Raw genomic sequence first — 24,949 nt, 5'->3', positions numbered from 1 at the left:
CGTGGCCTCGCGCGCTCAGTTCGTGGAATGCAGCGTGGCCGTTTCGGCGGTCGTCGCACCCGACTGCGGCAGGCCGAACGCTTCGCTGGCGCCCGCGTCGTCGAGCACCGCCGCGAAAATCGACAGTTGCGCCGTGTCGGGCATCGGCGCCTTCAGCGCGGCGACGATCAGCGACGACAGCCGCGCGATCATCTGCACGTCGTTCATCGTGCGGCCTTGCGAGAATTCGTCGATCAGGCTTTCCGTTTCGGCGCCCGCGAGCGCGCCGGACAGCGCGCCGATCGCGAAGTGCAGCCGCCAGCCGAGCTCGGTGCGCGGCAGGTGCGGCAGCGCGCGCTGGAAGGCATCGAAGAAGCGGCCCGCGACGCTCGCATAGTGCGCGGTCAGGAAGTTGCGCACGAACGGCGAGGGATCGGTGTACGCGCGGCCGATCAGCCGCAGGAAGCCGGGCCCGCCGCGTTCGGGATCGCGCGAGGCCTTCAGCGCCGGAATGAACATTGCGCCGAGCACGTGCTCGCAGGTGATGTGCGTGCCGAGCTGCGCATCGAAGCGGTCGAGGATGCCGAGGCGTTCCTGGTTCAGCTGGTCGAGCCGGCGCGACAGCATCGCGTGGATCAGCGCTTCCTTGCTGCCGAAGTGGTAGTTGACCGCGGCGAGATTGACCGTCGCGCGCGACGTGATCTGCCGCATCGACATCGCTTCGAAGCCATGCTCGATGAACAGATCCTCGGCCGCATCGAGAATGCGTGCCTTCGTCCCCCCGGTCTGCCGTGTGCCGGATGACCGCGCCCCGGACGGCCGTCCCGCAGATGGCCGCCCCTCCTGACTTACTGCCATGTTCCGCCTCCCATGCCGGTTTCCCGGCCGCGAACAGGTGATTTGATTATCTGATTCAAACAGTCGTTTTTATTAAGATAAAAAATCGTGGCCGGACCGGGCAAGCGCGGAATCTGGATCAATTCCTCTAGTTCGATGTGCGGGTGCGGAAAGCGCGACACCCGCTCACGGCGGGGCGGGGCGCGCGCGATGATGCGGTGCCGCAATGCGCGGGTTCACCCGACGGTGCTACGCGTATTGACCGATTGCGTCATGTCGATGCCGCGCCGCTCGCGGCTGAACAGGATCAGCACGGCGATCGCGACGGCCACGATACCGGCCACGAGGGCGAGCGCGAAGCCGTAATTGTCGTGGTTCGACACGGCCAGCGACGCCTGCATCGTCGCGTTGCCCGACGCGAGCAGGTTGCCGAGCTGGTAGACGACACCGGGGAAGGTCGCACGGATCTCGTCGGGCGAGATCTCGTTCAGGTGAACCGGTATCACGCCCCACGCGCCCTGTACCGAGATCTGCATCAGAAACGCGCCGGCGGCGAGTGCAACCGGGCCGCTCGAGAACGCCCACAGCGGCAGCACGGGCAGCGCGATCAGCGCGGCGATGAAGATCGCGCGGCGCCGGCCGATCCGCTCCGAGATCGTGCCGAACGACAGGCCGCCGACGATCGCGCCGATGTTCAGCACGATCGTGATCCACGACACGGTATGCGGATCGAAGTGGTGCTGTTCGCGCAGGAAGGTCGGATAGAGGTCCTGCGTGCCGTGCGAGAAGAAGTTGAACGCGGTCATCAGCACGATCGCGTAGATCGTGAGCTTCCAGTTCTGCTTCAGCGTCGCGCCGAGGCTCGGGCGCGCTCGCTTCTCCATCTGTTTCCATGCCGGCGATTCGGGCACGTGTGCGCGCACGTACAGCACGAGCAGCGCGGGCAGCACGCCGACCATGAACATCCCGCGCCAGCCGATGGTCTGGTAGAACAGGCCGAACACGACGGACGCGAGCAGATAGCCGCTCGGGTAGCCGGCCTGCAGCAACCCGGACACGAAGCCGCGCGCATGGGTCGGCACGGTTTCCATCGTCAGCGCGGAGCCGACGCCCCATTCGCCGCCCATCGCGATGCCGAACAGCGCGCGCAGCACGAGCAGCGCGGTCAGGCTCGGCGCGAAACCCGACGCGAGTTCGAGCAGCGAATAGCAGGCGATGTTGACCATCAGCGTCGGGCGGCGGCCGAAGCGGTCGGCGAGCCGGCCGAAGATCAGCGCGCCGAGCGGGCGCATCGCGAGCGTCAGCGTGAGCGCGAACGCGACGGCGGGGATCGTCGACGCGAATTCCGCGGCGATGTCCTTCAGCACGAAAACCATCAGGAAAAAATCGAACGCATCGAGCGTCCAGCCCAGGTAGGCGGCGATCGTGACGTTGCGTTGCTCGCGGGTCCAGCTCATGTCCGGGTCTCCTCGTTGGCTTGCGCGCTCGCGATAGGCATGCGGATGCCGGCCCGGCTCGCGCGCGGCGCGGGGGCACTGATCGAGTGTAGGCTTCCGCGCTGCGCGAGGTGGGGCGCGATAAGCGCGAATCAGGAATAATCCCTACGAAATGGACTGTTTCGGAATCTGAAACGGCGCTGCTACAGGCACGCGACAGGCATCTGTATCATGGTGGAAGGCTTTTTGTATCCGTTCTGTAATGCGCTCGATGCGCATCGTCACCGACTCAGGAGTCCGGATGAATGACCGTTCCGCCGACCCGTTGCCCGTGCTCGAAACCGCGAGGCTGTGGCTGCGTCCGCGCGTGCTGGCCGATCTCGAAGCGTGCATCGAGATGGATCGCGATCCCGAGGTCACGCGCCACATCGCGGGCCCGTGGCACGACCCCGTCGAGCATCGCCGCTTCGTCACGCACCGGATCACGTGCGACTATCCGCCGGGCCTCGGCTACTGGTCGATCTTCGAGAAGGCCGCGCCCGACGTGTTCATCGGCTGGATGCTGCTGATTCCCGACTACAAGGACGGGTCGCGCGACGTCGAGATCGGCTGGCGGCTCGTGCGTGCGACATGGGGGCGCGGCATCGCGAGCGAAGCCGCGGCGGCCGTCGTGCGGCACGCGTTCGACACCGTGCGCCTGCCGCGCGTGATCGCCGATATCGCGGAGGCCAACAGCGGCTCGCTGAACGTGGCGTGCAAGCTCGGCATGCGGCGCGTGAGCATCGTGCACGACGGCATTCCTTACATTCGTCATCGTCTCGAACGCGACGATTTGCGCGCGTAGCGCGGCGTCGTGCAGGCCAGGTGTCGGAGATCGTCAACCGGACGCGTATCGCGGTCATGACGGATTAACGGCGCCCGTGATCAGGAGTATCGTTGCCGGAATTTTGCAACATGGGGTACGACCATGGCACTCGGCAACGACGTTCATCTCATTCCCGTCAGGCTCGACGCGCTGCGTCCGACCCAGATGACGGTGGGCTACCGCGAAGTCAAGGCGAAGCGCAAGCACTGGAAGGCGCTGAACAAGCGCGCCCGCAAGGCCGCGATCGAATCGCACTGGTTCCCGGCCGTGCTCGGTCCGGACGGGCTGCACTACATCACCGATCACCACCATCTTGGCCTCGCGCTGATCGAGGAGGGCGAGGCGCGCGTGAATGCGATGCTGCTGAAGGATCTGTCGTGGCTCGACGACACGATCTTCTGGCGGATGATGGAACACAACCAGTGGGTGCATCCGTTCGGCCCGGACGGTTCGCGGCGCGACTATGCGCATTTGCCGAAGGCGCTGACGGGGCTCGAGGACGATCCGTACCGCAGCCTCGCCGGCGAACTGCGCACGGCGGGCGGCTACGCGAAGGACGCGACCCCGTTCAGCGAATTCCTGTGGGCTGACTATCTGCGCCAGCACGTGTCGCTCGACCAGATCCGCAAGAACTTCGCGAAGGCGCTCGATATCGCGCTGCATCGCGCGCACGAGCAGGATGCGCGCTATCTGCCCGGCTGGTCGGGCGTGATTGCCGTCAAGCCCTGACCGGCTCACGGCTCCGCCGTCTCATGACGACCGCTCCGATTCGCCCCGACGCCGGCCCGCAGCATCCGGACCATTTCGTCGCGCTCGACACGCCGCCCGCGTCGCGCCCGCGGCGCGTCAGCCTCGATGCGCTGGCCGGCCTGTCGATTGCCGGTTTGCTGATTCCCGAGGCGGTCGCGTATGCGGGGCTGGCCAACCTGCCGCCGCAGGCCGGCCTGATCGCGCTGCTGTCAGGGCTCGTCGTCTATGCGTTGACCGGCAGCAGCCGCTTCGCGATCGTGTCGTCGACGTCATCGTCGGCCGCGGTGCTCGCGGCGACCGTGCTCGCCGAATCGGGGATGGCGCTGGCCGCGCAGCTCGCGCTCGCGGCGGCGCTCGTCGCGATGACCGGCGTGCTGTTCATCCTGGCCGGTGTCGCGCGGCTCGGCGGCATGTCGGATTTCGTCGCACGACCCGTGCTGCGCGGCTTCACATTCGGTCTCGCGCTGACGATCGTCATCAAGCAGTTGCCGAAGATTCTCGCGATTTCCGTGCAGCACAGCGATGCGCCGCACGTCGCGCTCGACCTGCTCGCCGGTGCGCCGCACGCGAATCTCGCGAGCGTCGTGGTCGGTGCGACGGCACTTGCGCTGTTGTTCGTGCTCGGCCGCGGCGCGCGCGTGCCCGCGACGCTCGTCGTGATCGTGCTGTCGATCGCGGCGGGTTACGCGATCGACTGGCAGCGGTACGGCATCGCGATCGTCGGCCATATCGACTTCCGACACCTCGAATTCGGTTTGCCGCATCTCGACCGCAATGCGTGGATGCAGACGGTCGAGCTCGCATTTGCGCTGATGCTGATCCTGTATGCGGAGTCGTACGGCTCGATCCGCAACTTCGCGCTGAAGCATGGCGATACCGTGTCGCCGAACCGCGACCTCGTCGCGCTCGGCTGCGCGAACCTCGTGTCGGGGCTGCTGCACGGGATGCCGGTCGGCGCCGGCTATTCGGCGACGTCGGCGAACGAGGCGGCCGGTGCGCAGTCGCGTTTGGCGGGGATGTGGGCGGCCGGCGTGGTCGCGCTGATCGTCTGGCTGCTGCTGCCGCAACTCGCGCGTACGCCCGAGCCCGTGCTCGCGGCCATCGTGATCTTCGCGGTCAGCCATTCGCTGCATCCGTCCGTGTTCCGGCCGTACTGGGTCTGGCATCGCGACCGGCTCGTCGTGATCGCGGCGCTGCTCGCGGTGCTCGTGCTCGGCGTGCTGCACGGCCTGCTCGCGGCGATCGGCGTGAGCCTGCTGCTGACGCTGCGCAAGCTGTCCGAGCCGAACGTCAGCGTGCTCGGCCGGCTGCGCGACAGCCACGACTTCGTCGACGTCGCGAGCCACGCCGATGCGAAACCGGTGCCCGGCGTGCTGATCGTGCGGCCCGAGGCGCAGCTGTTCTTCGCGAATGCGGACCGGATGCTCAATCGCGTGCGGGCGCTGATGAAGGCCGCGCCGGACACCCATATCGTGATGGTGAGTCTCGAGGAAACGCCGGACGTCGACGGCACGACGATCGAATCGTTGCGCACGTTCGCGGCCGAATGCGCGGCGCGCGGGCTGCGGCTCGCGCTCGTCCGGCTCAAGACGCACGCGCTGCATGCGCTGCGCCGTGCGGCGGACGATACGTTGCACGACGACGCGATGTCGGAGCTCAGCGTCGACGAGAGCCTGCAACTGCTGCAGGTAGGCAAACCGCAGAACGGCAGCGAGTGACGGCGCGGCGCATCGGCGCCATCTATTGCGAAAGCGCGGCGTTGGCGGTGGTGCGTTCGATCATGTCGGCCACTTCCGCAGCCGTCGGCGCATAGGCGCCTGCATGTTCACAAGCGACGGCCGCGCACGCGGCCGCGTAGCGCAGATGCTCGGCGGCCGATGCCTCGGGGCGGGCGAGCTGGCTCGCGAGCCAGCCGCCGATGCTCGCATCGCCGCAGCCGACCGTGTCGGCCACCTCGGCCGGGAACGCCGGCTGGAACAGCACGGTATCGCGATGCAGCAGCTGCATGCCGGCCGCGCCGCGCGTGACGAGCATCGTCGCGTCGGGCGCCCATGCACGCAACTGCGCGAGCGCGGCCGCTTCGTCGAGTTCGGGAAACAGCCCGCGCAGATCCTCGTCGGATACCTTGATCCAGTCGGCGAGCGCGGTCAGCCGGCGCAGCGTGTCGCGATACGACGGCGCGGCCATCGGCGCACGGAAGTTCGGATCGAACGAGATCCGCTTGCCGGCCGCCCGTGCGGCCTGCGCGAGTTCGATCAGGCGCGACGCGAGCGGCTCGCGCACGACGCCGAGCGAGCCGACGTGCACGATGTCGGCCGCGTCGAACGCACCGGCCGGCAAGTCGGCCGGATCGAACGCGAGATCGGCGCTGTTTTCGCCGATGAAGAAATAGTGGGGCGGCTGCTTCGACACGACCATCGCGAGCAGCGGTGCGCGGTCGACCTGCCGGATGAAACGCATGTCGAGCCCCGCGTCGGCGCTCTTGCGCATCAGCTCGTCGCCGAAGGTGTCGCGGCTGACCGTGCCGGCGAAGGCCGTCGGCACGCCGAGTCGCGCGCCGACGCGCGCGACGTTCCAGCACGAGCCGCCGGCGACGCTGTGCCAGTGCTGCGCGTCGTCGCGGATGAAATCGGTCAGCGCTTCGCCGAACACGATCAGGCGGGGAAACGTCGTCGTCATGTGGAAACCTTGTGCCGCGGCATCGCGCGCGGCCGTACAGCGGTTGATCTGAATCTGAACAGCCGGGCGGTGCGGGGCGTCGCGCGTGGCGACGCGGCCCGGCACTGCCCGGCCTCGAGGGCGATCGGCGTGATCAGCGCGGGGAGCTCCAGCCCTTGTAGGTCTTCACGTTGTCGCGCGTGATCAGCGTCGGCTCGATCAGGATCATCGGATTGGCCGGCTTCTGGCCGTTCATGATCCCGTAGCCGACGTTGACGGCCTGCTGCGCCATCGCCCACGGGTCCTGGCTCGACGACGCCTGCACGAGCGTGTTCGACTTGAGTGCGACCTCGATGTCGGGCGCGCCGTCGACCGACGTGATCACGATGTTCGGGCGGTTCAGCTGTTTCGCCGCGAGATCGCTGCCGATCGCCTGCGGGTCGTTGATCGTGAACACGCCGTCGAGCTTCGGAAAGCGCGTCAGGTAGCCCTGCATCGCGTTCATCCCGCCTTCGCGGGAGCCCTTGCCGTCCTGGTCGCTCGACAGCAGCTTGATGCCGGCGTTTTTCGCGAGCACGGCCTTGCAGCCGTTCACGCGGTCGATCACGGCCGACACCTGCGGGCCGTTCTCGATGATCACGTTGCCCTTGCCGTTCAGCTTCTTCGCGAGGTAATCGCACGCGAGTTCGCCGGCCTTCACGTTGTTGGTCTGCACGGTCGCGTTCGCGCCGGCCGCCGCGACGTCCACCGCGACGACCGTGATGCCGGCCGCCTGCGCCTTCTTCACCGCCGGCTCGATCGCCTTCGGGTCGGTCGCGTTGAGCAGGATCATGTCGACGTGCGCGGAGATGAAGTTGTCGATCTGCGTGAACTGCTTGTTCAGGTCGTAGTCGGCCGAGACGGCCGTGACCTTCGCATTCGGGTTGAGCTGCTTCGCGCGCGCTTCGGCGCCTTTCACGATCGTGACGAAATACGGGTTGCCGAGCGAGCCGACCGTGACGCCGATCGATTTCAGCGGCTTGTCGGCTGCATGGGCGGCGGCAGCGCCGAAGGCGAGTGCGCAGGCGACGGCGGTCAGGGCGGCGGTGTGCTTGAACATGTCGTTGTGTCTCCGTGAGGTCTGTTGGTGAACGCGCGCAGGAGGACCTGCCTGCGCGCCGATGGTTGAACGATGAGGGAGGGGAGTCAAGTACGGGCCGAGTCGCGCTGGCGATAGCGGTCGAGCGCGACCGCGCCGATGATCACCAGCCCCTTGATGATGTATTGCCAGATATCGGACACGCCGAGCAGCACGAGCCCATTGGTCAGCACCGCGATGATCAGCGCGCCGATCAGCGTGCCGACGATCGAGCCGACGCCGCCGACGAAGCTCGTGCCGCCGAGGATCACCGCGGCGATCGCGTCGAGCTCGTACGACTGGCCGAGCTGCAGGCCGTTGGCCGCATACAGGCGCGCGGCCGACATCACCGCGCCGAGGCCGGCGAGCAGGCCCGACGCCGCATACACGAACATCTGGATCGCCCGTACGTTGATGCCCGACAGACGTGCGGCTTCCGGGTTGCCGCCGACCGAATAGATCCGCATCCCGAGCACCGTGCGGCGCAGGATGAACCACGAGATCGCGATCACCGCGCACGCGATCACGACGAGCCACGGCACGCCGAGGATCGAGCCGTTGCCGATGAACGCGAACGGCAGTTGCGGGTTGAACACGGTCGTGTCGTTGCCGATCAGGCGTGCGACGCCGCGCACGGCCGTCATCGCGCCGAGCGTGACGATGAACGGCGGCAGGCGCAGGAACGAGATCAGCCCGCCGTTGATCGCGCCGAACACGAGGCCGACGATGAGCGCGAACGGCACGCCGAGCCAGCCCCAGCCGGGAATGGTCGATGCGATGAGCGCCGCGACGGCCGCGGCGGCGAGCACCGAGCCGACCGACAGGTCGATGCCGCCCGTCAGGATCACGAACGTCATGCCGGCGGCGAGCACGATGTTGATCGATGCCTGCTGCGTGACGATCGACAGGTTCTGCAGCGTGAAGAAGCCATCGGTCAGGAAGCCGAAGCCGACGCACAGGACCAGCAGCACCGGCAGCATGCCGGCCGTGCGGATCAGCGATTGCATGCGGGCGCGATGATCGGCGCCGCGCATCAGGGGTGTGCGGTTGGCGACCGGGTGGGCGGTCGCGGAAGCGAGGTTCCGCTGCTTGGTCGGGTTGATCATTTCGGTAGCCTGAATGTGAGAGTGAAATGAAAAGGGGCGGCGCTCAGTGCGCGTCGGCCAGTTCGGCCTGCGAGCCGGTGGCGAGCGCGATGATCGCTTCCTGCGTGATCGGCGTATGCGTGTGGCCGCCGAGTTCGCCTGCGATCTCGCCTTCGCGCATCACGAGCACGCGGTCGGCGACGCCGATGATTTCCGGCAGTTCGCTCGAGATCACGATTACGCCCACGCCGGCACGGGCCAGTTCGTTGATGATCCGGTAGATCTCGGATTTCGCGCCGATGTCGACGCCGCGTGTCGGTTCGTCGAGGATCAGCACGCGCGGCTTCGTCTCGAGCAGGCGCGACAGCAGCACTTTCTGCTGGTTGCCGCCGGACAGCGCGCCGACGTTGACGTTCGCGTGCGGCACCCGGATCGACAGTGACGCGATGGCGTCGCGCGCCCGTTCGGCGCCGCGCGCGAGGTCGAGCGCACCGAGCCGCGCATCGCGGTTGCACACCGAGATGTTGATGTTGTCGCGCACGCTCATGTCGAGGAACAGGCCCTGGCGCTTGCGGTCTTCGGTCAGGTAGACGAGGCCTGCGTCGATCGCGTCGCGCGGCGAGTGCGCGCCGAACGTGCGCTCGCCCAGCTTCACGTCGCCGCGCACGCGTGGTTCGGCCCCGAAGATCAGCCGTGCGAGCTCGGTGCGGCCCGCGCCGACGAGCCCCGCGATGCCGAGCACTTCGCCGGCATGCAGGTCGAGGCTGCAGCCGCGAACACGCGCACCGTCGGCGATGTCGCGGACCGACAGCAGCAGGTGGCCGGGGTCGTACGGCGCGTGTTCCTTCTTGTAGAAACCGGAGATGTCGCGGCCGACCATCATCGCGACGAGCCGCTCGGCCGACAGCGACGCGCGCTCCAGCGTGCCGACGTACGCGCCGTCGCGCAGCACCGACACGCGGTCGGACAGCTCGTAGATCTCCGCCATCCGGTGGCTGATGTAGATGATCGCGAGGCCTTCCTCGCGCAACTGGCGGATCAGGCGGAACAGGTGTTCGGTTTCGCGCGACGACAGCGGCGTGGTCGGCTCGTCCATCACGAGGATGCGGGCGCGGGTATGCACGGCGCGGGCGATTTCGACGAGCTGCTGTTCGGCGATCGACAGTGTGTCGACGAGCGTGTCGGGCCCGAACGGGGCACCCAGGCGCGCGAGCACGTCCTGGCAGCCGCGCGCCATCGCCGCGCGGTCGATCGTGCCCCAGCCCCGGTTGCCGCGGCGCAGTTCGCGGCCGACGTAGATGTTTTCCGCGACGGTCAGGTTCGGCGACAGGCACAGCTCCTGGTAGATCACCGCGACGCCGGCATCGCGTGCGGCGAGCGGGCCGTCGATCTCGATGCGTTGGCCGTCGATCAGGATCTCGCCGCCGGCGTCGGCGCGGTAGGCGCCCGACAGGATCTTCATCAGCGTCGATTTGCCCGCGCCGTTCTCGCCCATCAGCGAATGGATTTCGCCCGGATAGACGGTCAGGCTGACGTTGTCGAGCGCGCGTACGGCCGGGAACGTCTTGCTGATCCCGCGCATCTCGAGCAGCGGGCGGGGCGACTCAGAACGCGACATGGTGGACCTCCTGCAAATCGGTGCGGGCGCCCTTGAGGATGCCGGCCCGCGGGGAGAAGTTGAAAAACATCGGCAGCGTGGCGGCGCCGATCGCGCCTGCGTCGGCGCCGAACGTGCCGCGCACGAGCACGGGCGTGCCGCGGGCCTCGGGCGCGGTGGCCACGAGCGCCGCGCGCAGGCGGGTCGTGACCGCGTCGAGCAGGCCTGCGTCGGTGTCGGCGTCGAGCACGACCACCGGCGCGTCGATCACGCACAGCACCGCGCGCAGCGCCGGCGCGAGCGCGTCGACGCAGTCGTCGATCCATTCGTCGACGGCCGGCAGGCCGCGGGCGATGCAGGCTTCGAGATCGGCGCGGTTCTCGACCGTCTCGCCGTGATGGCGCAGATGGCGCACGAGCGCATGCAGCGAGGCGCGTGCGAGCAGGATGTCCCACGGGCCGCGCGGCGGCGGCGCGGAGGCCAGCCGGCTCGGCGGCACCGGAATCACCGCGATGTCGCCGGCATTGCCGGTCACGCCGCGCAGGCAGTCGCCGTCGATCGCGATGCCGCCGCCGATCGCCGGCCCGATGAACAGGTAGACGAAGTCGTCGCACTGCCGGCCGTATCCGTAGAACAGTTCGGCGATCGCGGCCGCGTTGCCGTCGTTCTCGCCGAATACGGGCAGCGACAGCGTGCGGCCGAGGTCGGCCGCGAAATCGACGTCTTCCCACGCGCGGAACGTGTCGGGCGCGAGGCCGAGCTCGCGCATCCATGCGCCGAGGTTGTACGGCTGCGCGACGCCGACGCCGGTCAGGCGCGCGCGTTCATGGTCGGGGAGGAGGGCCTGCATCGCGTCGATGTCGTGACGCACGATCTCGAGCACGTCGGCGGGCGGGGGAAGCAGCGTGTCGTGCGAGCGGCGGCCGAGCACGTCGCCCGCGAAGTTGACGAGCGCCGTCTCGATGCGCATCCGGTCGAGGTGGACGCCGATGCCGAACGCACCGCGCGGATCGACGCGGATCAGCGAAGCGGGCTGGCCGCGCTGGCCTTCGGTGCGGCCCGCGAATTCGATCAGCTTCGCGTCGGCGAGCGACCCGATGATGCTGCCGACCGCCGTGCCCGTCATATTAGCGAGACGGGCGAGGTCGGCCTTCGACGCGCTGCCGGCGCGGCGCAGCGTCTTCAGCAGCAGGCGCTCGTTGTAACGGCGCACGTTGGCCGAATTGCTTCCCTGGCCGAAGTGCGGGCTTCTCATGGCGTCTCCTTCCATGGTGCGCCGTTCGGCGGCGCATTAAATAAATCACGTTGATTTATTTAACCGCGTGAGCGACGGCCTGTCAGCCTAGGGAAATCCCGGTTTTTCTACGACGAGAGATTCGTGCGGAGCGGAGTGAAGTGAAGGAATGAGGGTGCTGAACCGATCGAAGCACTGCGGGGCGGGGCAATGAGAGGAGGATAGATATGCGATACGGAAATTCCGGAGCATGTCCGATTCCGGGGCCGGAAATGAAAAAAGGCCGGCTAGAAGCCGACCTTTTTATAAATCAAGTGGTGCCCAGGAGAGGACTCGAACCTCCACGATGTTGCCACCGCTAGGACCTGAACCTAGTGCGTCTACCAATTCCGCCACCTGGGCACGTTTCGCTTGCTGCAGTGCGAAGGCCGCTATTCTAGCGTGCCCGGAGAATCTGTCAACAGAATTTGAGGGGCGGACGAAAATATCAATCTGGGCGGCTTGATTGCCGAACCGGCGAGTGCAGGGGCCGTGACGGCTGACGCGCCTCCTCGATGTGCGACGTGATGTCGGCGGGGTAAATGCGTCGACGCGAGCACACATATCGATTTGTGCACCGGAAATGAAAAAAGGCCGGCAAAAAGCCGACCTTTTTAGAAAACAGATGGTGCCCAGGAGAGGACTCGAACCTCCACGATGTTGCCACCGCTAGGACCTGAACCTAGTGCGTCTACCAATTCCGCCACCTGGGCACGTTTCGCTTACTGCAGTGCGAAGACCGCTATTGTAGCGTGTCGGCGAAGTCTGTCAACACAATTTCATCCGGAGCGGCAAAAATATTGCGCGCCTTGCGCCGCCGACCGTCACGCGCCGACCGGCTCCGCGCGCTTCGTCGTGAAATTCCAGCGCTGCGCCTGGCTCGTATCGACGCGGGCGGGCAGCAGCCCGGCCGCAAGGAACGTGTCGGCGATCTTCTGCTGTTCGCCGAAGTTTTGCGTGACCACCGCGCGGACGAGATAGCTGCGTCGCGCATTCGCACGTGCGATCGTCGCGGCATCGAGCCCCCAGATCGGCGCGAGCGTGTTCGCGGCCTCCTGCGGATGGTCGCGCAGCCACGCGCCGGCCTGCGACAGTTGGTCGAACAGGATCTGGATGGCATCGGGGCGCGCGGCGGCGAAGCTGCTCGACGCGAGGTAGTAGCGTTGGTACGACGCGAGTCCGTCGCCGTCGGCCAGAATCCGTACGTCGGGATTCCGGTCGACCGACGCGACATACGGATCCCACGTGATCCATGCGTCGACGCTGCCGCGCTCGAACGCGGCGCGGCCGTCCGCGGGTGTCAGGTAATGGATCGCCACGTCGGCGGGCGCGAGCTTCGCGCGGGCGAGCGCGGCAAGCAGCAGGTAGTGGCTGCCGGCCGCCTTCGTGACCGCGATACGCCGGCCGTTGAGATCGGCGAGCGTGCGCAGCGCGCTGTCCTGCTTGACGACGATCGCCTGCGCCTTCGGCGAAGGTGCCTCCTGCGCGACGTACACGAAACGCGCATGCGCGGCCTGCGCGAAGACCGGCACCGTATCGGCCACGTCCGCGCTGAAGTCGACGGCGCCGACGTTGAGCGCTTCGGTCAGCGGCAATCCGCTCGCGAATTCATGCCATGACACGCGCAGGCCGAGCGGCGTCAGCGCCTGCTCGAGTGTGCCGCGCGTCTTGAGCAGCGTGATCAGCGTCGACGACTTCTGGTAACCGATGCGCAGCGTGGCCGACGCATTCTCGGCGTGCGCGCGGACACCGGCGGCAGCGAGGCCTGCGGCCAGCATCGCGCGCGCGAATGCGCGGCGGTTCATCGACGTCATGAAGGGTGCTCCTCGTTGGATGCGTTGAAAGCGAGGCGGCTAACGTAACAACGGGGAGGGCGATTGATAACCGATAAATTCTGCTATCGATCGGAGCGGCCGACATAAGGGCCGAGGACGGGCACTCGCGATGCAAGCGCCGAAATGAAAAAAGGCCGGCAAAAGCCGACCTTTTTTATAAATCAAGTGGTGCCCAGGAGAGGACTCGAACCTCCACGATGTTGCCACCGCTAGGACCTGAACCTAGTGCGTCTACCAATTCCGCCACCTGGGCACGTTTTGCAGTAGCTGTTTGCTGCAAAGAAGCGAAATTATAGCGCCCCAATTAACCCTGTCAACACTTTTTTGCGATGCGCCGCAAACAGGCCGTCGCCGCGCGTGTTGGCGGCATTCCCGTCTTTTGGCGACACAGGCGGGTGATAGAATGACCCGCCGCCGTCAATATAGAACTGTCTGACGGACACCTCTATGTTGATGCCGTGCACCATCAGTCAACGCAACGAGAACAATCATCGACAAACCCTTGAGCAAATATCCGTACCCCATTCCGAGCCGTGAAGAGATTCTCGGCGTGCTGCGTACGAGCGACGCGCCGCTGGCCGCCAACGACATCGCCGAAGCCCTGTCGATCAAGCGTCAAGAGCGCGAGGGGTTCTTCCGGCGTGTCGCCGCGATGGAGCGCGACGGCCAGATCCGCCTCGACAAGCGTGGCCACTACCAGTTGACCCATCCGTCGAATTTCGTCGCCGGGCGCGTGCAGGGGCATCGCGACGGCTACGGGTTCGTGATCCGCGACGACGGTCAGGACGACCTGTTCTTGCCGAACGGCGAAATGCAGAAGGTGATGCACAACGACCGCGTGCTCGCGCGGATCGTCGGCTACGATCGCCGCGGCCGGCCGGAAGGGCACGTCGTCGAAGTCACCGAACGCGCGAACAAGCGCGTGATCGGTCGCCTGCTGAACGAGAACGGTGCGCTGATCGTCGCGCCGGAAGACAAGCGCATCGGCCACGACATCCTGATCACCCAGAACGTGAAGAAGGCGAAGGTCGGGCAGGTCGTCGTCGTCGAACTGACCGATTTCCCGAGCCGTCATTCGCAGCCGCTCGGCCGTGTCGTCGAGGTGCTCGGCGATATCGACGATCCGGGCATGGAAATCGAAATCGCGGTGCGCAAGTACGGCGTGCCGCATGAATTCAGCCAGCCGGCGCTCGACGAAGCCGCGGCGCTGCCCGACAAGGTGCGCCCGGCCGACCTGCGTTTCCGCGTCGACCTGCGCGACGTGCCGCTCGTGACGATCGACGGCGAGGACGCCCGCGACTTCGACGATGCCGTCTACTGCGAGCCGGTCAAGGTCGGCCGCGGCGACGGCTTCCGGTTGATCGTCGCGATCGCCGACGTGTCGCACTACGTACAGCCGGGTACCGGGCTCGACGCCGACGCGCTCGAGCGCAGCACGTCGGTCTACTTCCCGCGTCGCGTGATTCCGATGCTGCCGGAGAAGCTGTCGAACGGCCTCTGTTCGCTGAATCCGCAGGTCGATCGCTGCGTGCTCGCGTGCGACATGGTGATCACCGCGCGCGGCGAGATCAAGGCCTACCAGTTCTACCCGGCCGTGATCCATTCGGCGGCGCGCCTCACGTACACCGAAGTCGCGGCCGTGCTGTCGAACACGAAGGGGCCGGAGGCCGCGCGCCGCGCCGATCTGCTGCCGCACCTGCAGGATCTGTACGGCGTCTACAAGTCGCTGTTCGCCGCCCGTCAAAAGCGCGGTGCGATCGACTTCGACACGACCGAAACCTACATCGTCTGCAACTCGCAGGGCAAGATCGAGCAGATCGTGCCGCGTCAGCGCAACGACGCGCACAAGCTGATCGAGGAATGCATGCTGGCCGCGAACGTCTGCGCGGCCGATTTCCTGAAGCGCAACAAGCATCCGGGCCTGTACCGCGTGCACGCGGGGCCGACACCGGAGAAGCTCGAGAACCTGCGCGCGTTCCTGCGCGGCATGGGCCTGTCGCTCGGCGGCGGCGACAAGCCGCATGCGAGCGACTACGCGGCGCTGATGGCGCAGATCCGCGACCGGCCGGACGCGCAGATGCTGCAGCCGATGCTGCTGCGCTCGATGCAGCAGGCCGTCTACAGCCCGGACAACATCGGTCACTTCGGCCTCGCGTACGAGGCGTACGCGCATTTCACGAGCCCGATTCGCCGCTATCCGGACCTGCTCACGCACCGTGCGATCTACGCGATCCTGTCGGGCAAGAAGTACACGCCGAAGGCGCCGGAAGGCTTCGAGCTGAACACCGCGCTGTCGCCGCGCGCCCGCGCGATGCAGCAGGCCGACGACGAAGCGCGCAACCGCTCGCGCTCGAACACGGCGATTTGGGAAGAGCTCGGCTTGCACTGCTCGGCGAACGAGCGCCGTGCGGACGAGGCGTCGCGCGACGTCGAAGCGTGGCTCAAGTGCTACTTCATGCGCGACAAGCTCGGCGAGGAGTATGGCGGGATGGTGAACGGCGTGACGTCGTTCGGCATCTTCGTGCAGCTCGACACGCTGTTCATCGAAGGGCTCGTGCACGTGACGGAACTCGGCTCGGACTACTTCCAGTACGACGAGATCAAGAACGAGCTGCGCGGCGAACGCACGGGCATCCGCTATCGCCTGTCGGATCGCGTGCGCGTGCAGGTGAGCCGCGTCGATCTCGATGCGCGCAAGATCGATTTCCGCCTCGTGCGCGATACGCCGGTGAAGGCGCCGCGTCCGTCGCCCGCGCCGGCTGCCGGCATCGATCGCAACGGCAACGGCAGCGGCAATGGCCCGCGCGTGCGTGCGCTGCCGCCGGTGGAGGAAACCGTGCCGCGTCGCAAGAAGGCCGCGAGCGCGCCGAGCGTCGCGGTGCAGGAAGCGCGCGCCGCGCGTGGCGCCGCGAAGAAGAAGAGCGGCGGTGCTGGCGGTGGCGCACTCGCGAAGCCGACTGCGAAGAAGGCTCGCGCCCGCAAGAAGTATTGAGTGTTCGGGGCGGCGTACGCGCACGCCCTGCAGTATCGAGAGACGCCGCGTCACCGGTCATCGGCCGGCCACGCGGCGCTTTCCTTTTCCATGGATCGCGGCTGCGCACGTCGCGCGGCCGCACGTTTGATCGAAGGTTGTTCCAGTCATGTCACGTCTGAAGGTTCTTTACGGTTTTCATGCGGTGACCGCACGTTTGCGGCACGATGCATCGACGGTGGCGGAGGTGCTGTACGACCAGACGCGCCGCGACCGCCGCATGCAGGACTTCCTGCACGCCGCGAAGGAAGCGGGCGTGCGGCTGATCGCAGCCGACGAAACGCGCCTGTGGGGCCTCGCGCACACCGAGCGCCATCAGGGCGTCGTCGCGCGCGTCGAGGACATGCCGCTTGCGCAGAACCTGTCCGAGCTGCTCGACGGCATCAACGGGCCCGCGCTGCTGCTCGTGCTCGACGGCGTCACCGATCCGCACAACCTCGGCGCGTGCCTGCGGGTCGCCGATTCGGCCGGCGCGCATGCGGTGATCGCGCCGCGTGACCGCGCGGTCGGCCTGAACGCGACCGCGGCCAAGGTGGCGAGCGGCGCGGCCGACACGGTGCCGTACATCACGGTGACGAACCTCGCCCGCGCGCTGCGCGAGCTGAAGGAAGCGGGGGTATGGATCATCGGCACGTCGGACGAGGCGCCGGCGACGCTCTACGAAACGAAGCTCGACGGCCCGGTCGCGCTCGTGATGGGCGCGGAAGGCGAAGGCATGCGCCGGCTCACGCGCGATACCTGCGACGAAGTGATGAGCATCCCGATGGCCGGTAGCGTGGAAAGCCTGAACGTGTCGGTCGCCAGCGGTGTCTGCCTGTACGAAGCCGTGCGTCAGCGGCGCGTGAAGGGCTGAACCCCGGGGCTGACCCGGGGCCGACCCGCCCGTCCCGCGCGCGATGCGCGGGCGTCGAATGACCCGCACGACGCGTGCCCCGATGCAAGGCGGCACGCGGCTCTCCGGAACCCGCGACCGATGACCCTGTTTCGTATTGGCGCCTGCTGCGCCGTATTCGGTCTGTTGGCGGCCTGCACGTCGCCGTCGCTCGTCGAACGCGGCACCTACTACGCCGACACGAGCCTGCACGCGCGCGGCGCCGATTCGCGGATCCGCTTTCTTGTCATGCATTACACCGAAAGCGACGAGACGAAATCGCTGCGCACGCTGACGGGCGACTCGGTCAGCGTGCATTACGTCATCCCGCCGCAGCCGCGCGCCGAACGCGGGATGCCCGTCGTCTACCAGCTCGTTCCGGAAGCGCGGCGCGCGTGGCACGCGGGCGTCAGCGAGTGGCAGGGCACGACCGAGCTGAACGCGGTGTCGATCGGCATCGAGAACGTGAACCGCGGCCCGCTCGATCCGCAGCACCGCACCTGGCAGCCATATCCGCCCGAACAGGTCGACGCGCTGACCCGCCTGTCGAAGGACATCGTCGCGCGCTACGGCATTCCGCCGACGCGCGTGGTCGGGCACAGCGATATCGCGCCTCAACGCAAGATCGATCCCGGCCCGCTGTTTCCTTGGCATGCGCTCGCGCAAGCCGGCGTCGGCGCATGGCCGGACGACGCGACCGTCGCCGCTCGGCTCGCCGGCCGCGACCCGCACGCGCCGGTCGATGTGCGCGAATTGCAGCTCAAGCTCGCGCGCTACGGCTACGACGTGCCGACCGACGGCGTGCTCGACATGCGCACGCGGCGCGTGTTCGCGGCGTTCCAGATGCATTTCCGGCCGTCCGATTACGCGGGCAATCCGGACGCGGAAAGCGATGCGATCGCGCAGGCGCTGCTCGACAAGTACTTCCCCGGCACGCAAGCGGCGGATCCCGCGCCGGCGGCCGACACACCCTGAATACGCGGCGCGGCGCACGCCGAAAAACGCGGGGGCGTCCGCCGACTCCGGTAAACTGGCGGTTTTCCGCAATCCCGCAGCATTACCACGCCATGACTCAAGACGAACTCAAACGCCTCGTCGGCCAGGCCGCCGCCGATTACGTGATCCAGAACGTGCCGGAAGGCGCCGTGATCGGTGTCGGCACCGGCTCGACCGCCAACTGCTTCATCGACGCGCTCGCCGCCGTCAAATCGCGCTATCGCGGCGCCGTGTCGAGCTCGATTGCCACGACCGAACGCCTGAAATCGCACGGCATCAAGGTGTTCGACCTGAACGAGATCGAGTCGCTGCAGGTGTACGTCGACGGTGCCGACGAGATCGACGCGGGCGGCGCGATGATCAAGGGCGGCGGCGGCGCGCTGACGCGTGAGAAGATCGTCGCATCGGTGGCCGACACGTTCGTCTGCATCGCGGACGCCAGCAAGCGCGTGCCGGTGCTCGGCGCGTTCCCGCTGCCGATCGAGGTCGTGCCGATGGCGCGCACGGCGATCGGCCGGCGCGTGACCGCGCTCGGCGGCGTGCCCGTGCTGCGCGTGACGAAGGACGGCGCGCCGTATATCACCGACAACGGCAACGAGATCATCGACGTGAAGGGCCTGCAGATCGCCGATCCGCGCGGTTTCGAAGCGCAGGTGAACGCATGGCCGGGCGTCGTGACGGTCGGTCTGTTCGCCGAACGCGGCGCGAATCTGTGCTTGCTCGGCACGGAAAACGGCGTTGAAACGATCGTTTATCCGGCTGGCTAAAACTGAATGAGAAGCAGTCCGTAACGGCGCGGTATCGGCCGTCATGGATTGGATGGTTAAATCTTGTGGAAACCGGGGTCCGGCAGGCGCGGCGCGCTTCCCGGGCCTTTTTTTTAGCCGTATAAATCACCTCGTTCAAAAGAGGGATAACCCTGTCAGGTGTTTACCAGATAGCGAAATATCGTCGAACTCATCAACTTATAGATCATAAGAACAGAGTAGTAACCAGGGCCGGCGGAACTGCGGAGCAGGTGTTCGCAAATCGACGCACGGGGAGGTGTCATGGAGCAGGGCAAAGACCGGTCACTGGTCGCCAAAGTGATGGATGGGCTTGTCGCGGGTATCGTCGAAGACAAGTACGGCGGCATCTTGCCGCCACAGGACGTGCTGTCGAAAGAGTTCGATGTGAGCCGCACGGTGATGCGGGAAGCGTTGTCGATGTTGCTTGCGCGCGACATGCTCGACGTGCGTCCGAAAGTCGGGACGCGCGTGCGGCCGATGCGCGACTGGCGGATGATCGACGAAGACGTCGTGAGCTGGCGATTTCGGGCAAAGCCCGATCCGCAGTTCATGCGCGACGTCATCGAATTCCGGATGCTGATCGAACCACGCGCGACCGCGCAGGCGGCGGTGCGTGCGACGGCGGCCGACATTGCGGGCATTCGCGAAGCGTTCGATGCGTTCAAGGTGCTGCAGCCGGGCGACCCCGGCTACGACACGGCGGACGAGTTGCTGCATACGCGGATCGTCCAGGCGAGCGGCAACCAGTTCTTCCAGCAGATGGCGGCGATCGTGCGCGGGGCAGTGCGTCTCGTGAATCCGCGCGTCGTGCAGAAGGAAGGCGCGCACGACATCGCGGTGAAGGCGCATGCGCGGGTCGTCGATGCGATCGAGCGACGCGACCCGCGCGAAGCCGAAGCGGCGTCGCTCGCGCTGATCGATTTCAGCGCGGACGAGATTTCGCGCGATTTCTCGGTCGACGTGCCGGTGCGTGCCTGACGCGGCACGTGTCGCTCATCCGTGTGCCGCCGGGCCGTTTATCATGACGGCCGGCCGGCAGCGTGCCGGCTACCGTCATACGACCGACACGGAAGATCAGGATGAACGACAACGACCATCGCCCGGTGCGCTTCGGCATCGTCGGTGCAGGCGGCATTGCGCGCCGCTTCGCGCAAAGCCTCGCCCACGTGCCGGGCGCCACGTTCGCCGGCGCCTGGGCCCGCCGCGCCGACGCAGCGGCCACTTTCTGCGCGACATACGGCGGCACGCCTGCCGCGAGCCTCGACGCGCTCCTCGCGAGCGATATCGACGCGGTCTACATCGCGACGCTCCATGACAGTCACGCGCAGTACACGCTGGCCGCACTGGCTGCCGGCAAGGCCGTGCTGTGCGAGAAACCCGCGGCGCTGAACGCCGCGCAACTCGACACGGTGCTGCACGCGGCGCGCGATGCCGGGCTGCTCTTCATGGAGGCGATGAAGCCGCCATTCTTCCCGCTGTACCGTCAGTTGCGTGCGCACCTGCGTGACGATCCGATCGGCGAGATCCGGCTCGTGCGGGCGGGCTGCGCATCGTCGTCAGTGCCGGAGGACCATTCCGTCTATCGGCTCGATCGTGCGGGCGGCGCGTTGCTCGACATCGGCATCTACGAGGCGTTTCTTGCCGTCGACTGGCTCGGCGCCGCGCGCGACGTGCAGACGCTCGGCCGCGTCGGTGCGACGGGGGTCGATCTGTTCGCGAGCCTGAACAGCGTGCATGCGAACGGCGGAATCGCGCAGCTCTTTTGCGGCCTCGACGTGATGGGGCGCGGCGATGCGCTGATCGCCGCGGCGGGCGGCCACGTGACGATTCACGAGAAGTGGTGGAACCCCGAGCGCGCGACGATCCGCTATGCGGACGGGCGTACCGTCGAACTCGATGCGCGGGCCGAAGGCGGCGGGCTGAACTACGAAACCGCGCATTTCTGCGACCTGCTGCGCGCGGGCGAAACCGAAAGCCCGATCATCACGCACGACCATTCGCGGCAGATGATCGCGATGACCGATGCGGCGCGCGCCGTGCTCGGCGTGCGTTATTCGGGCGAATAGACGGAACAGGCGGGAAGGCGGGCGCCGGGACCGCGAGCGCGGCCCGGCGCAACGGCGCGGCTCAATGCCGCGACGGCAGCGACAGGCGCTTTTCGTACCAGCGCTGCACCCATTCGAGGATCTGGCACAGGACCCAGTACACGGCCGCGGCGGCGAGATAGAGCGGCAGCGGCTGATAGGTCGCCGCGATCACTTCCTGCGCGCTGCGCAGCAGTTCGGTCACGGTGATCACGGACACGAGCGACGTGTCCTTGATCAGGCTGATCAGGCTGTTCGACAGGCTCGGCACCGCGATGCGCAGCGCCTGCGGGCCGATCACGTAGCGCAGCGTCTGCCCCCACGACAGCCCGAGACTGTACGCGGCGAGCCACTGGCCGCGCGCGATCCCGTTGATCGCGCCGCGCATGCTTTCCGACATGTAGGCCGCGACGTTCGCGGACAGAGCGATGACGCCGGCCGGCGTCGGATCGAGCGAGATGCCGAGGCTCGGCAGCCCGTAATAGATGACGAAGATCTGCACGAGCAGCGGCGTGCCGCGCATCAGGCTCACGTATGCGCGTGCCAGCCACGCGAGCGCGTTGACCCAGATGCGCTCGAAGCCGTCGAGCGCTTCGCTCTGCCGGATGCCCATCATCGCGAGCACGACGGCGCCAAGCAGGCCGAACACCATCGACAGCACGGCGAACTTGACGGTCAGGACGGCGCCCTGGGCGAGCACCGGCAGCGATTGGACGAGCAGGGACGTTGTCGACATGGAGTGCGAATCGAATGCGTGCGCGAAAGCGCAATCATAAACCGGGCCGATAAAACAAAGGGCGGCATCGTTGCGGATGCCGCCCTTTCCGGCCCGCCGTCAGGCGGGAAATGCAGGCGTGCTTACTTGATCGGTTTCGTCACGTCGATGCCGAACCACTTGTCGGAGATCTTCGTGAACGTGCCGTCGGCCTCGAGTTGCGCCATCGCGTCGTCGATCGCCTTCTGGAACTTCGGGTTGCCCTTCTTGAACGGGATGCCGGACGGGTTCGCCGAACCGACGTTCGCGCCCGGGCGCAGCGGCAGTTGCGAATTCTTCGTCAGGTATGCGAGCATCAGGCGGTCGTTGAGCGCCGCGTCGAGGCGGCCGGCCGCGAGATCGCGCAGGTACTCGGGCGCGCCCGGGTACGTCTTCACGTCGATGCCCGGTACCGATTTCGCCATGTCCATGTAGTTCGTGCCGAGCGCGACACCGAGCTTCTTGCCCTTCAGGTCTTCCAGCGACTTGAATTGGCGCGTGTCGTCCTTGCGCTGGATCAGCTGCGCGGACGAGTACGTGTACGCGGGCGAGAAGTCGAGCGTTTCCTTGCGCTTGTCGGTGATGCCGACCTGGTTGGCGATCACGTCGAACTTGCCGGCCTGCAGGCCCGCGATGATGCCGCTCCATTCGGTCGTCACGAATTCGGCCTTCACGCCGAGCTTCGCGGCGACGGCTTTCGCGATATCGACGTCGAAGCCGACGAGCTCGCCTTGCGGGCTCTTCGAGTTGAACGGCGGGAACGTGCCCTCGAGGCCGACGCGCAGCGTGCCGCGTTGCTTGACCTGGTCGAGGAGGTCGGCCGCGTGGGCGGTCGCCGCGGCGAACGACGTGCCGATCACGCCGGCAACCAGCAGCTTCTTCAGCAGCGAAGATTTCATCGTGTGTGTCCTTGCCCTGTCCGGGTCAATGATTCTGATCGTGAAACGACGATAGCAAGAACGCTATCGATCATCAAATACAGTTTGTTTATGCCTATATTACGCGCTGCGTTCGCGGGCGATCGCCTTCACGCATTCGGATACGAGTGCCGGGCCGCGATAGATGAAGCCGGTATAGAGCTGGACGAGCGCCGCGCCGGCCGCCAGCTTCGCGCGGGCGTCCTCGCCCGAGAAAATGCCGCCGACGCCGATGATCGGCACGTCGTTGCCGACTTCCGCGTGCAGCTTGCGGATCACTTCGTTCGACGCGTCGAACACGGGGCGGCCCGACAGGCCGCCGGCTTCGTCCGCGTGCGGCAGGCCCTGGACGGCCGCGCGCGACAGCGTCGTATTGGTGGCGATCACCGCTTCGATCTTGTGGCGCAGCAGCGTGTCGCCGATTTCCTTGACCTGTTCGTCGTCGAGATCGGGCGCGATCTTCAGCGCGAGCGGCACGAGCTTGCCGTGCAGGTCGGCCAGGCGCTGCTGCTTGTCCTTCAGCGCGGCGAGCAGTGCGTCGAGCTCGCCTGCGCCCTGCAACTGGCGCAGGTTCTTCGTGTTCGGCGACGAGATGTTGATCGTCACGTAGCTCGCGAACGGGTACACGCGCTCGAGGCAGTACAGGTAATCCTCGGCGGCGCGTTCGATCGGCGTGTCGGCGTTCTTGCCGATGTTCAGGCCGAGGATGCCGCGATAGCGGGCGGCCTGGACGTTCTTCACGAACTGGTCGACGCCGTGGTTGTTGAAGCCCATCCGGTTGATCAGCGCCTGGGCCTGCGGCAGCCGGAACATCCGCGGGCGCGGGTTGCCGGGTTGCGGGCGCGGCGTGACCGTGCCGACCTCGATGAAGCCGAAGCCGAGCGCCGCGAGGCCGTCGATGGCCGCGCCGTCCTTGTCGAGGCCGGCCGCGAGGCCGACCGGGTTGCGGAACGTGAGCCCCATCACGGTGCGCGGCGCGTCGGGCACGCGGGCCGACAGCGCGCAGGCGAGGCCCGTGCGTCCGGCCGCGCCGAGCGCGCGCAACGTAAGGTGGTGAGCGTCTTCCGCATCCATTTTGAACAGGGATGCGCGGGCCAGCGGGTAGAGGGAACTGAACACGGGAGTTGGGCGGACAGCCGGAATGAATGACAACCCGCTATTTTACCGGGAGTTGCGCGGCACGGGCGTGCTTTGCTTCGTAGCCTCCGCGGCGTGCGTCAGCCCGAGCCGGAATGCCCGCCTGGCAAGGGCGCGCGCGCCAGCGCCGCGTCGACGGGCGGCAGGTCGATCCGTTCCGGATCGAGCGTCTTCCAGCGGCCGTCGATCAGCCCTTCGAGCGGGTGGAAGTTCGCCTTGTAGGCCATCTTCGGGCTCTCGCGAATCCAGTAGCCGAGGTACACGTAGGGCAGCCCGAGGCTCTTCGCCTGCTCGATCTGCCACAGGATGTTGTAGGTGCCGTAGCTCGTGTGCCGGTCATCCGGCTCGAAGAACGTATAGACCGACGACAGCCCGTCGCCGAGGATGTCGATCATGCTGACCATCCGCAGCTTGCCGGGTTCGCCGCCCGGTGCGTCGAGGTCGCGGAATTCGACGAGGCGCGAGTTGATCCGGCTTTGCAGCAGGAATTGTTCGTACTGGTCGCGGCTGTCGCGATCCATGCCGCCGCCTGCGTGGCGCGCGGACTGGTAGCGCATGTAGAGCGCGTAGTGCTCTTCGTCGTAGTGCAGCGGCGAGACTGTCGCGACCAGCGCGCGGTGCCGCTTCCACATCCTGCGCTGCGTGCGCGTCGGCGCGAACTCGCCGACCGGCACGCGCACCGGCACGCAGGCGCGGCAGCCGTCGCAGTACGGGCGGTACGTGAAGACGCCCGAGCGGCGGAAGCCGGCCTTCACGAGCTCGGTGTAGATGTCGGAATTGATCAGGTGGCTCGGCGTCGCGACTTGCGAGCGCGCGATGCGGCCGTCCAGATAGCTGCACGGATAGGGCGCCGTTGCATAGAATTGCAGCGCCGAAAGCGGTGAAAGCGGCAGCTCAGTCGGGTGAGTCATGGGCAGCTCTCGATGCAGGGAAGGAGTG

The 24,949-nt window shown here is 67.0% G+C and carries 21 protein-coding genes and 3 tRNA genes; 9 read left to right on the top strand and 15 right to left on the bottom strand.

The genetic code is table 11. From position 1 onward, the window contains the following. Positions 1-15: 15 nt before the first annotated feature. The gene (locus BLS50_RS00650; RefSeq protein ID WP_006476131.1) at positions 16-837 is read right to left on the bottom strand and encodes a TetR/AcrR family transcriptional regulator; all 822 of its coding nucleotides are present in this window, start codon (positions 835-837) and stop codon (positions 16-18) included. A 215-nt stretch (positions 838-1,052) separates the two neighbouring features. Further along, a complete protein-coding gene (locus BLS50_RS00640) occupies positions 1,053-2,273 on the bottom strand; it encodes an MFS transporter (RefSeq protein WP_011545290.1) in 1,221 nt (406 codons plus the stop codon). 280 nt (positions 2,274-2,553) lie between these two features. Between BLS50_RS00640 and BLS50_RS00635 the strand changes: the two genes are divergently transcribed. The 3 genes from BLS50_RS00635 to BLS50_RS00625 all read left to right on the top strand — a co-directional run bounded on the left by BLS50_RS00635 (position 2,554) and on the right by BLS50_RS00625 (position 5,585). Beyond that, on the top strand, positions 2,554-3,096 hold the full coding sequence (locus BLS50_RS00635; protein WP_074799983.1) for a GNAT family N-acetyltransferase: 543 nt from the start codon (positions 2,554-2,556) through the stop codon (positions 3,094-3,096). 123 nt (positions 3,097-3,219) lie between these two features. After that, complete coding sequence (locus BLS50_RS00630) at positions 3,220-3,846, top strand: ParB-like protein (RefSeq protein ID WP_027810354.1); 627 nt, start codon at positions 3,220-3,222, stop codon at positions 3,844-3,846. A gap of 23 nt (positions 3,847-3,869) precedes the next feature. After that, positions 3,870-5,585 carry a SulP family inorganic anion transporter gene (locus BLS50_RS00625; protein ID WP_074799981.1) on the top strand — a complete coding sequence of 572 codons (1,716 nt, stop codon included), beginning with the start codon at positions 3,870-3,872 and terminating at the stop codon, positions 5,583-5,585. Between the two features lie 22 nt (positions 5,586-5,607). On the opposite strand, the gene BLS50_RS00620 is transcribed toward BLS50_RS00625, so the two are convergent. The 9 genes from BLS50_RS00620 to BLS50_RS00580 all read right to left on the bottom strand — a co-directional run bounded on the left by BLS50_RS00620 (position 5,608) and on the right by BLS50_RS00580 (position 13,685). Continuing rightward, positions 5,608-6,546, bottom strand: a complete 939-nt coding sequence (locus BLS50_RS00620; RefSeq protein ID WP_074802736.1) for a carbohydrate kinase family protein — start codon at positions 6,544-6,546, stop codon at positions 5,608-5,610. Positions 6,547-6,679: 133 nt separating this feature from the next. Then, the gene (locus tag BLS50_RS00615; protein ID WP_023474777.1) at positions 6,680-7,624 is read right to left on the bottom strand and encodes an ABC transporter substrate-binding protein; all 945 of its coding nucleotides are present in this window, start codon (positions 7,622-7,624) and stop codon (positions 6,680-6,682) included. Positions 7,625-7,710: 86 nt separating this feature from the next. Then, positions 7,711-8,748 carry an ABC transporter permease subunit gene (locus tag BLS50_RS00610; protein ID WP_006476124.1) on the bottom strand — a complete coding sequence of 346 codons (1,038 nt, stop codon included), beginning with the start codon at positions 8,746-8,748 and terminating at the stop codon, positions 7,711-7,713. A gap of 43 nt (positions 8,749-8,791) precedes the next feature. Then, complete coding sequence (locus BLS50_RS00605; RefSeq protein WP_074799978.1) at positions 8,792-10,345, bottom strand: sugar ABC transporter ATP-binding protein; 1,554 nt, start codon at positions 10,343-10,345, stop codon at positions 8,792-8,794. Next, positions 10,332-11,579: an ROK family protein gene (locus BLS50_RS00600; protein ID WP_054927808.1), complete on the bottom strand. Its 1,248-nt coding sequence runs from the start codon at positions 11,577-11,579 to the stop codon at positions 10,332-10,334. Before BLS50_RS00600 ends, BLS50_RS00605 begins: the two co-directional genes overlap by 14 nt. A gap of 294 nt (positions 11,580-11,873) precedes the next feature. Further along, a tRNA-Leu gene (locus BLS50_RS00595) sits at positions 11,874-11,960 on the bottom strand. Between the two features lie 263 nt (positions 11,961-12,223). Further along, positions 12,224-12,310, bottom strand: a tRNA-Leu gene (locus BLS50_RS00590). 111 nt (positions 12,311-12,421) lie between these two features. Then, the gene (locus BLS50_RS00585) at positions 12,422-13,411 is read right to left on the bottom strand and encodes an aliphatic sulfonate ABC transporter substrate-binding protein (protein WP_074799975.1); all 990 of its coding nucleotides are present in this window, start codon (positions 13,409-13,411) and stop codon (positions 12,422-12,424) included. A 187-nt stretch (positions 13,412-13,598) separates the two neighbouring features. After that, positions 13,599-13,685, bottom strand: a tRNA-Leu gene (locus BLS50_RS00580). Positions 13,686-13,934: 249 nt separating this feature from the next. Between BLS50_RS00580 and rnr the strand changes: the two genes are divergently transcribed. The 6 genes from rnr (at position 13,935) to BLS50_RS00550 (ending at position 21,184) form a co-directional block, all read left to right on the top strand. Next, positions 13,935-16,424: a ribonuclease R gene (gene rnr, locus BLS50_RS00575; protein WP_074799970.1), complete on the top strand. Its 2,490-nt coding sequence runs from the start codon at positions 13,935-13,937 to the stop codon at positions 16,422-16,424. A 148-nt stretch (positions 16,425-16,572) separates the two neighbouring features. Beyond that, positions 16,573-17,316 (top strand): 23S rRNA (guanosine(2251)-2'-O)-methyltransferase RlmB, encoded by a 744-nt coding sequence (gene rlmB, locus BLS50_RS00570; protein WP_023474772.1) that lies wholly within the window; start codon positions 16,573-16,575, stop codon positions 17,314-17,316. 120 nt (positions 17,317-17,436) lie between these two features. Then, positions 17,437-18,309: an N-acetylmuramoyl-L-alanine amidase gene (locus BLS50_RS00565; protein WP_027807356.1), complete on the top strand. Its 873-nt coding sequence runs from the start codon at positions 17,437-17,439 to the stop codon at positions 18,307-18,309. A 92-nt stretch (positions 18,310-18,401) separates the two neighbouring features. Then, complete coding sequence (gene rpiA, locus BLS50_RS00560) at positions 18,402-19,097, top strand: ribose-5-phosphate isomerase RpiA (RefSeq protein ID WP_006476119.1); 696 nt, start codon at positions 18,402-18,404, stop codon at positions 19,095-19,097. A 282-nt stretch (positions 19,098-19,379) separates the two neighbouring features. Further along, on the top strand, positions 19,380-20,096 hold the full coding sequence (locus BLS50_RS00555; protein WP_006476118.1) for a FadR/GntR family transcriptional regulator: 717 nt from the start codon (positions 19,380-19,382) through the stop codon (positions 20,094-20,096). 101 nt (positions 20,097-20,197) lie between these two features. Continuing rightward, positions 20,198-21,184, top strand: a complete 987-nt coding sequence (locus tag BLS50_RS00550) for a Gfo/Idh/MocA family protein (RefSeq protein ID WP_074799966.1) — start codon at positions 20,198-20,200, stop codon at positions 21,182-21,184. 61 nt (positions 21,185-21,245) lie between these two features. Here BLS50_RS00550 and BLS50_RS00545 read toward each other — a convergent pair whose 3' ends face one another. The 4 genes from BLS50_RS00545 to BLS50_RS00530 all read right to left on the bottom strand — a co-directional run bounded on the left by BLS50_RS00545 (position 21,246) and on the right by BLS50_RS00530 (position 24,921). Continuing rightward, entirely contained in the window at positions 21,246-21,938 is a 693-nt protein-coding gene (locus BLS50_RS00545) for an amino acid ABC transporter permease (RefSeq protein ID WP_012328406.1), read from the bottom strand. A gap of 122 nt (positions 21,939-22,060) precedes the next feature. Then, complete coding sequence (locus tag BLS50_RS00540) at positions 22,061-22,855, bottom strand: cystine ABC transporter substrate-binding protein (RefSeq protein ID WP_074799963.1); 795 nt, start codon at positions 22,853-22,855, stop codon at positions 22,061-22,063. 99 nt (positions 22,856-22,954) lie between these two features. Then, positions 22,955-23,992 (bottom strand): quinone-dependent dihydroorotate dehydrogenase, encoded by a 1,038-nt coding sequence (locus tag BLS50_RS00535; protein ID WP_074799960.1) that lies wholly within the window; start codon positions 23,990-23,992, stop codon positions 22,955-22,957. A 98-nt stretch (positions 23,993-24,090) separates the two neighbouring features. Further along, the gene (locus BLS50_RS00530) at positions 24,091-24,921 is read right to left on the bottom strand and encodes an arginyltransferase (protein WP_006476113.1); all 831 of its coding nucleotides are present in this window, start codon (positions 24,919-24,921) and stop codon (positions 24,091-24,093) included. Between the last annotated feature and the right edge of the window lie 28 nt (positions 24,922-24,949).

Source organism: Burkholderia orbicola (assembly GCF_900100915.1).
Classification (GTDB): Bacteria; Pseudomonadota; Gammaproteobacteria; order Burkholderiales; family Burkholderiaceae; genus Burkholderia; species Burkholderia orbicola.
This window is presented reverse-complemented; position numbering and strand designations above follow the sequence as displayed.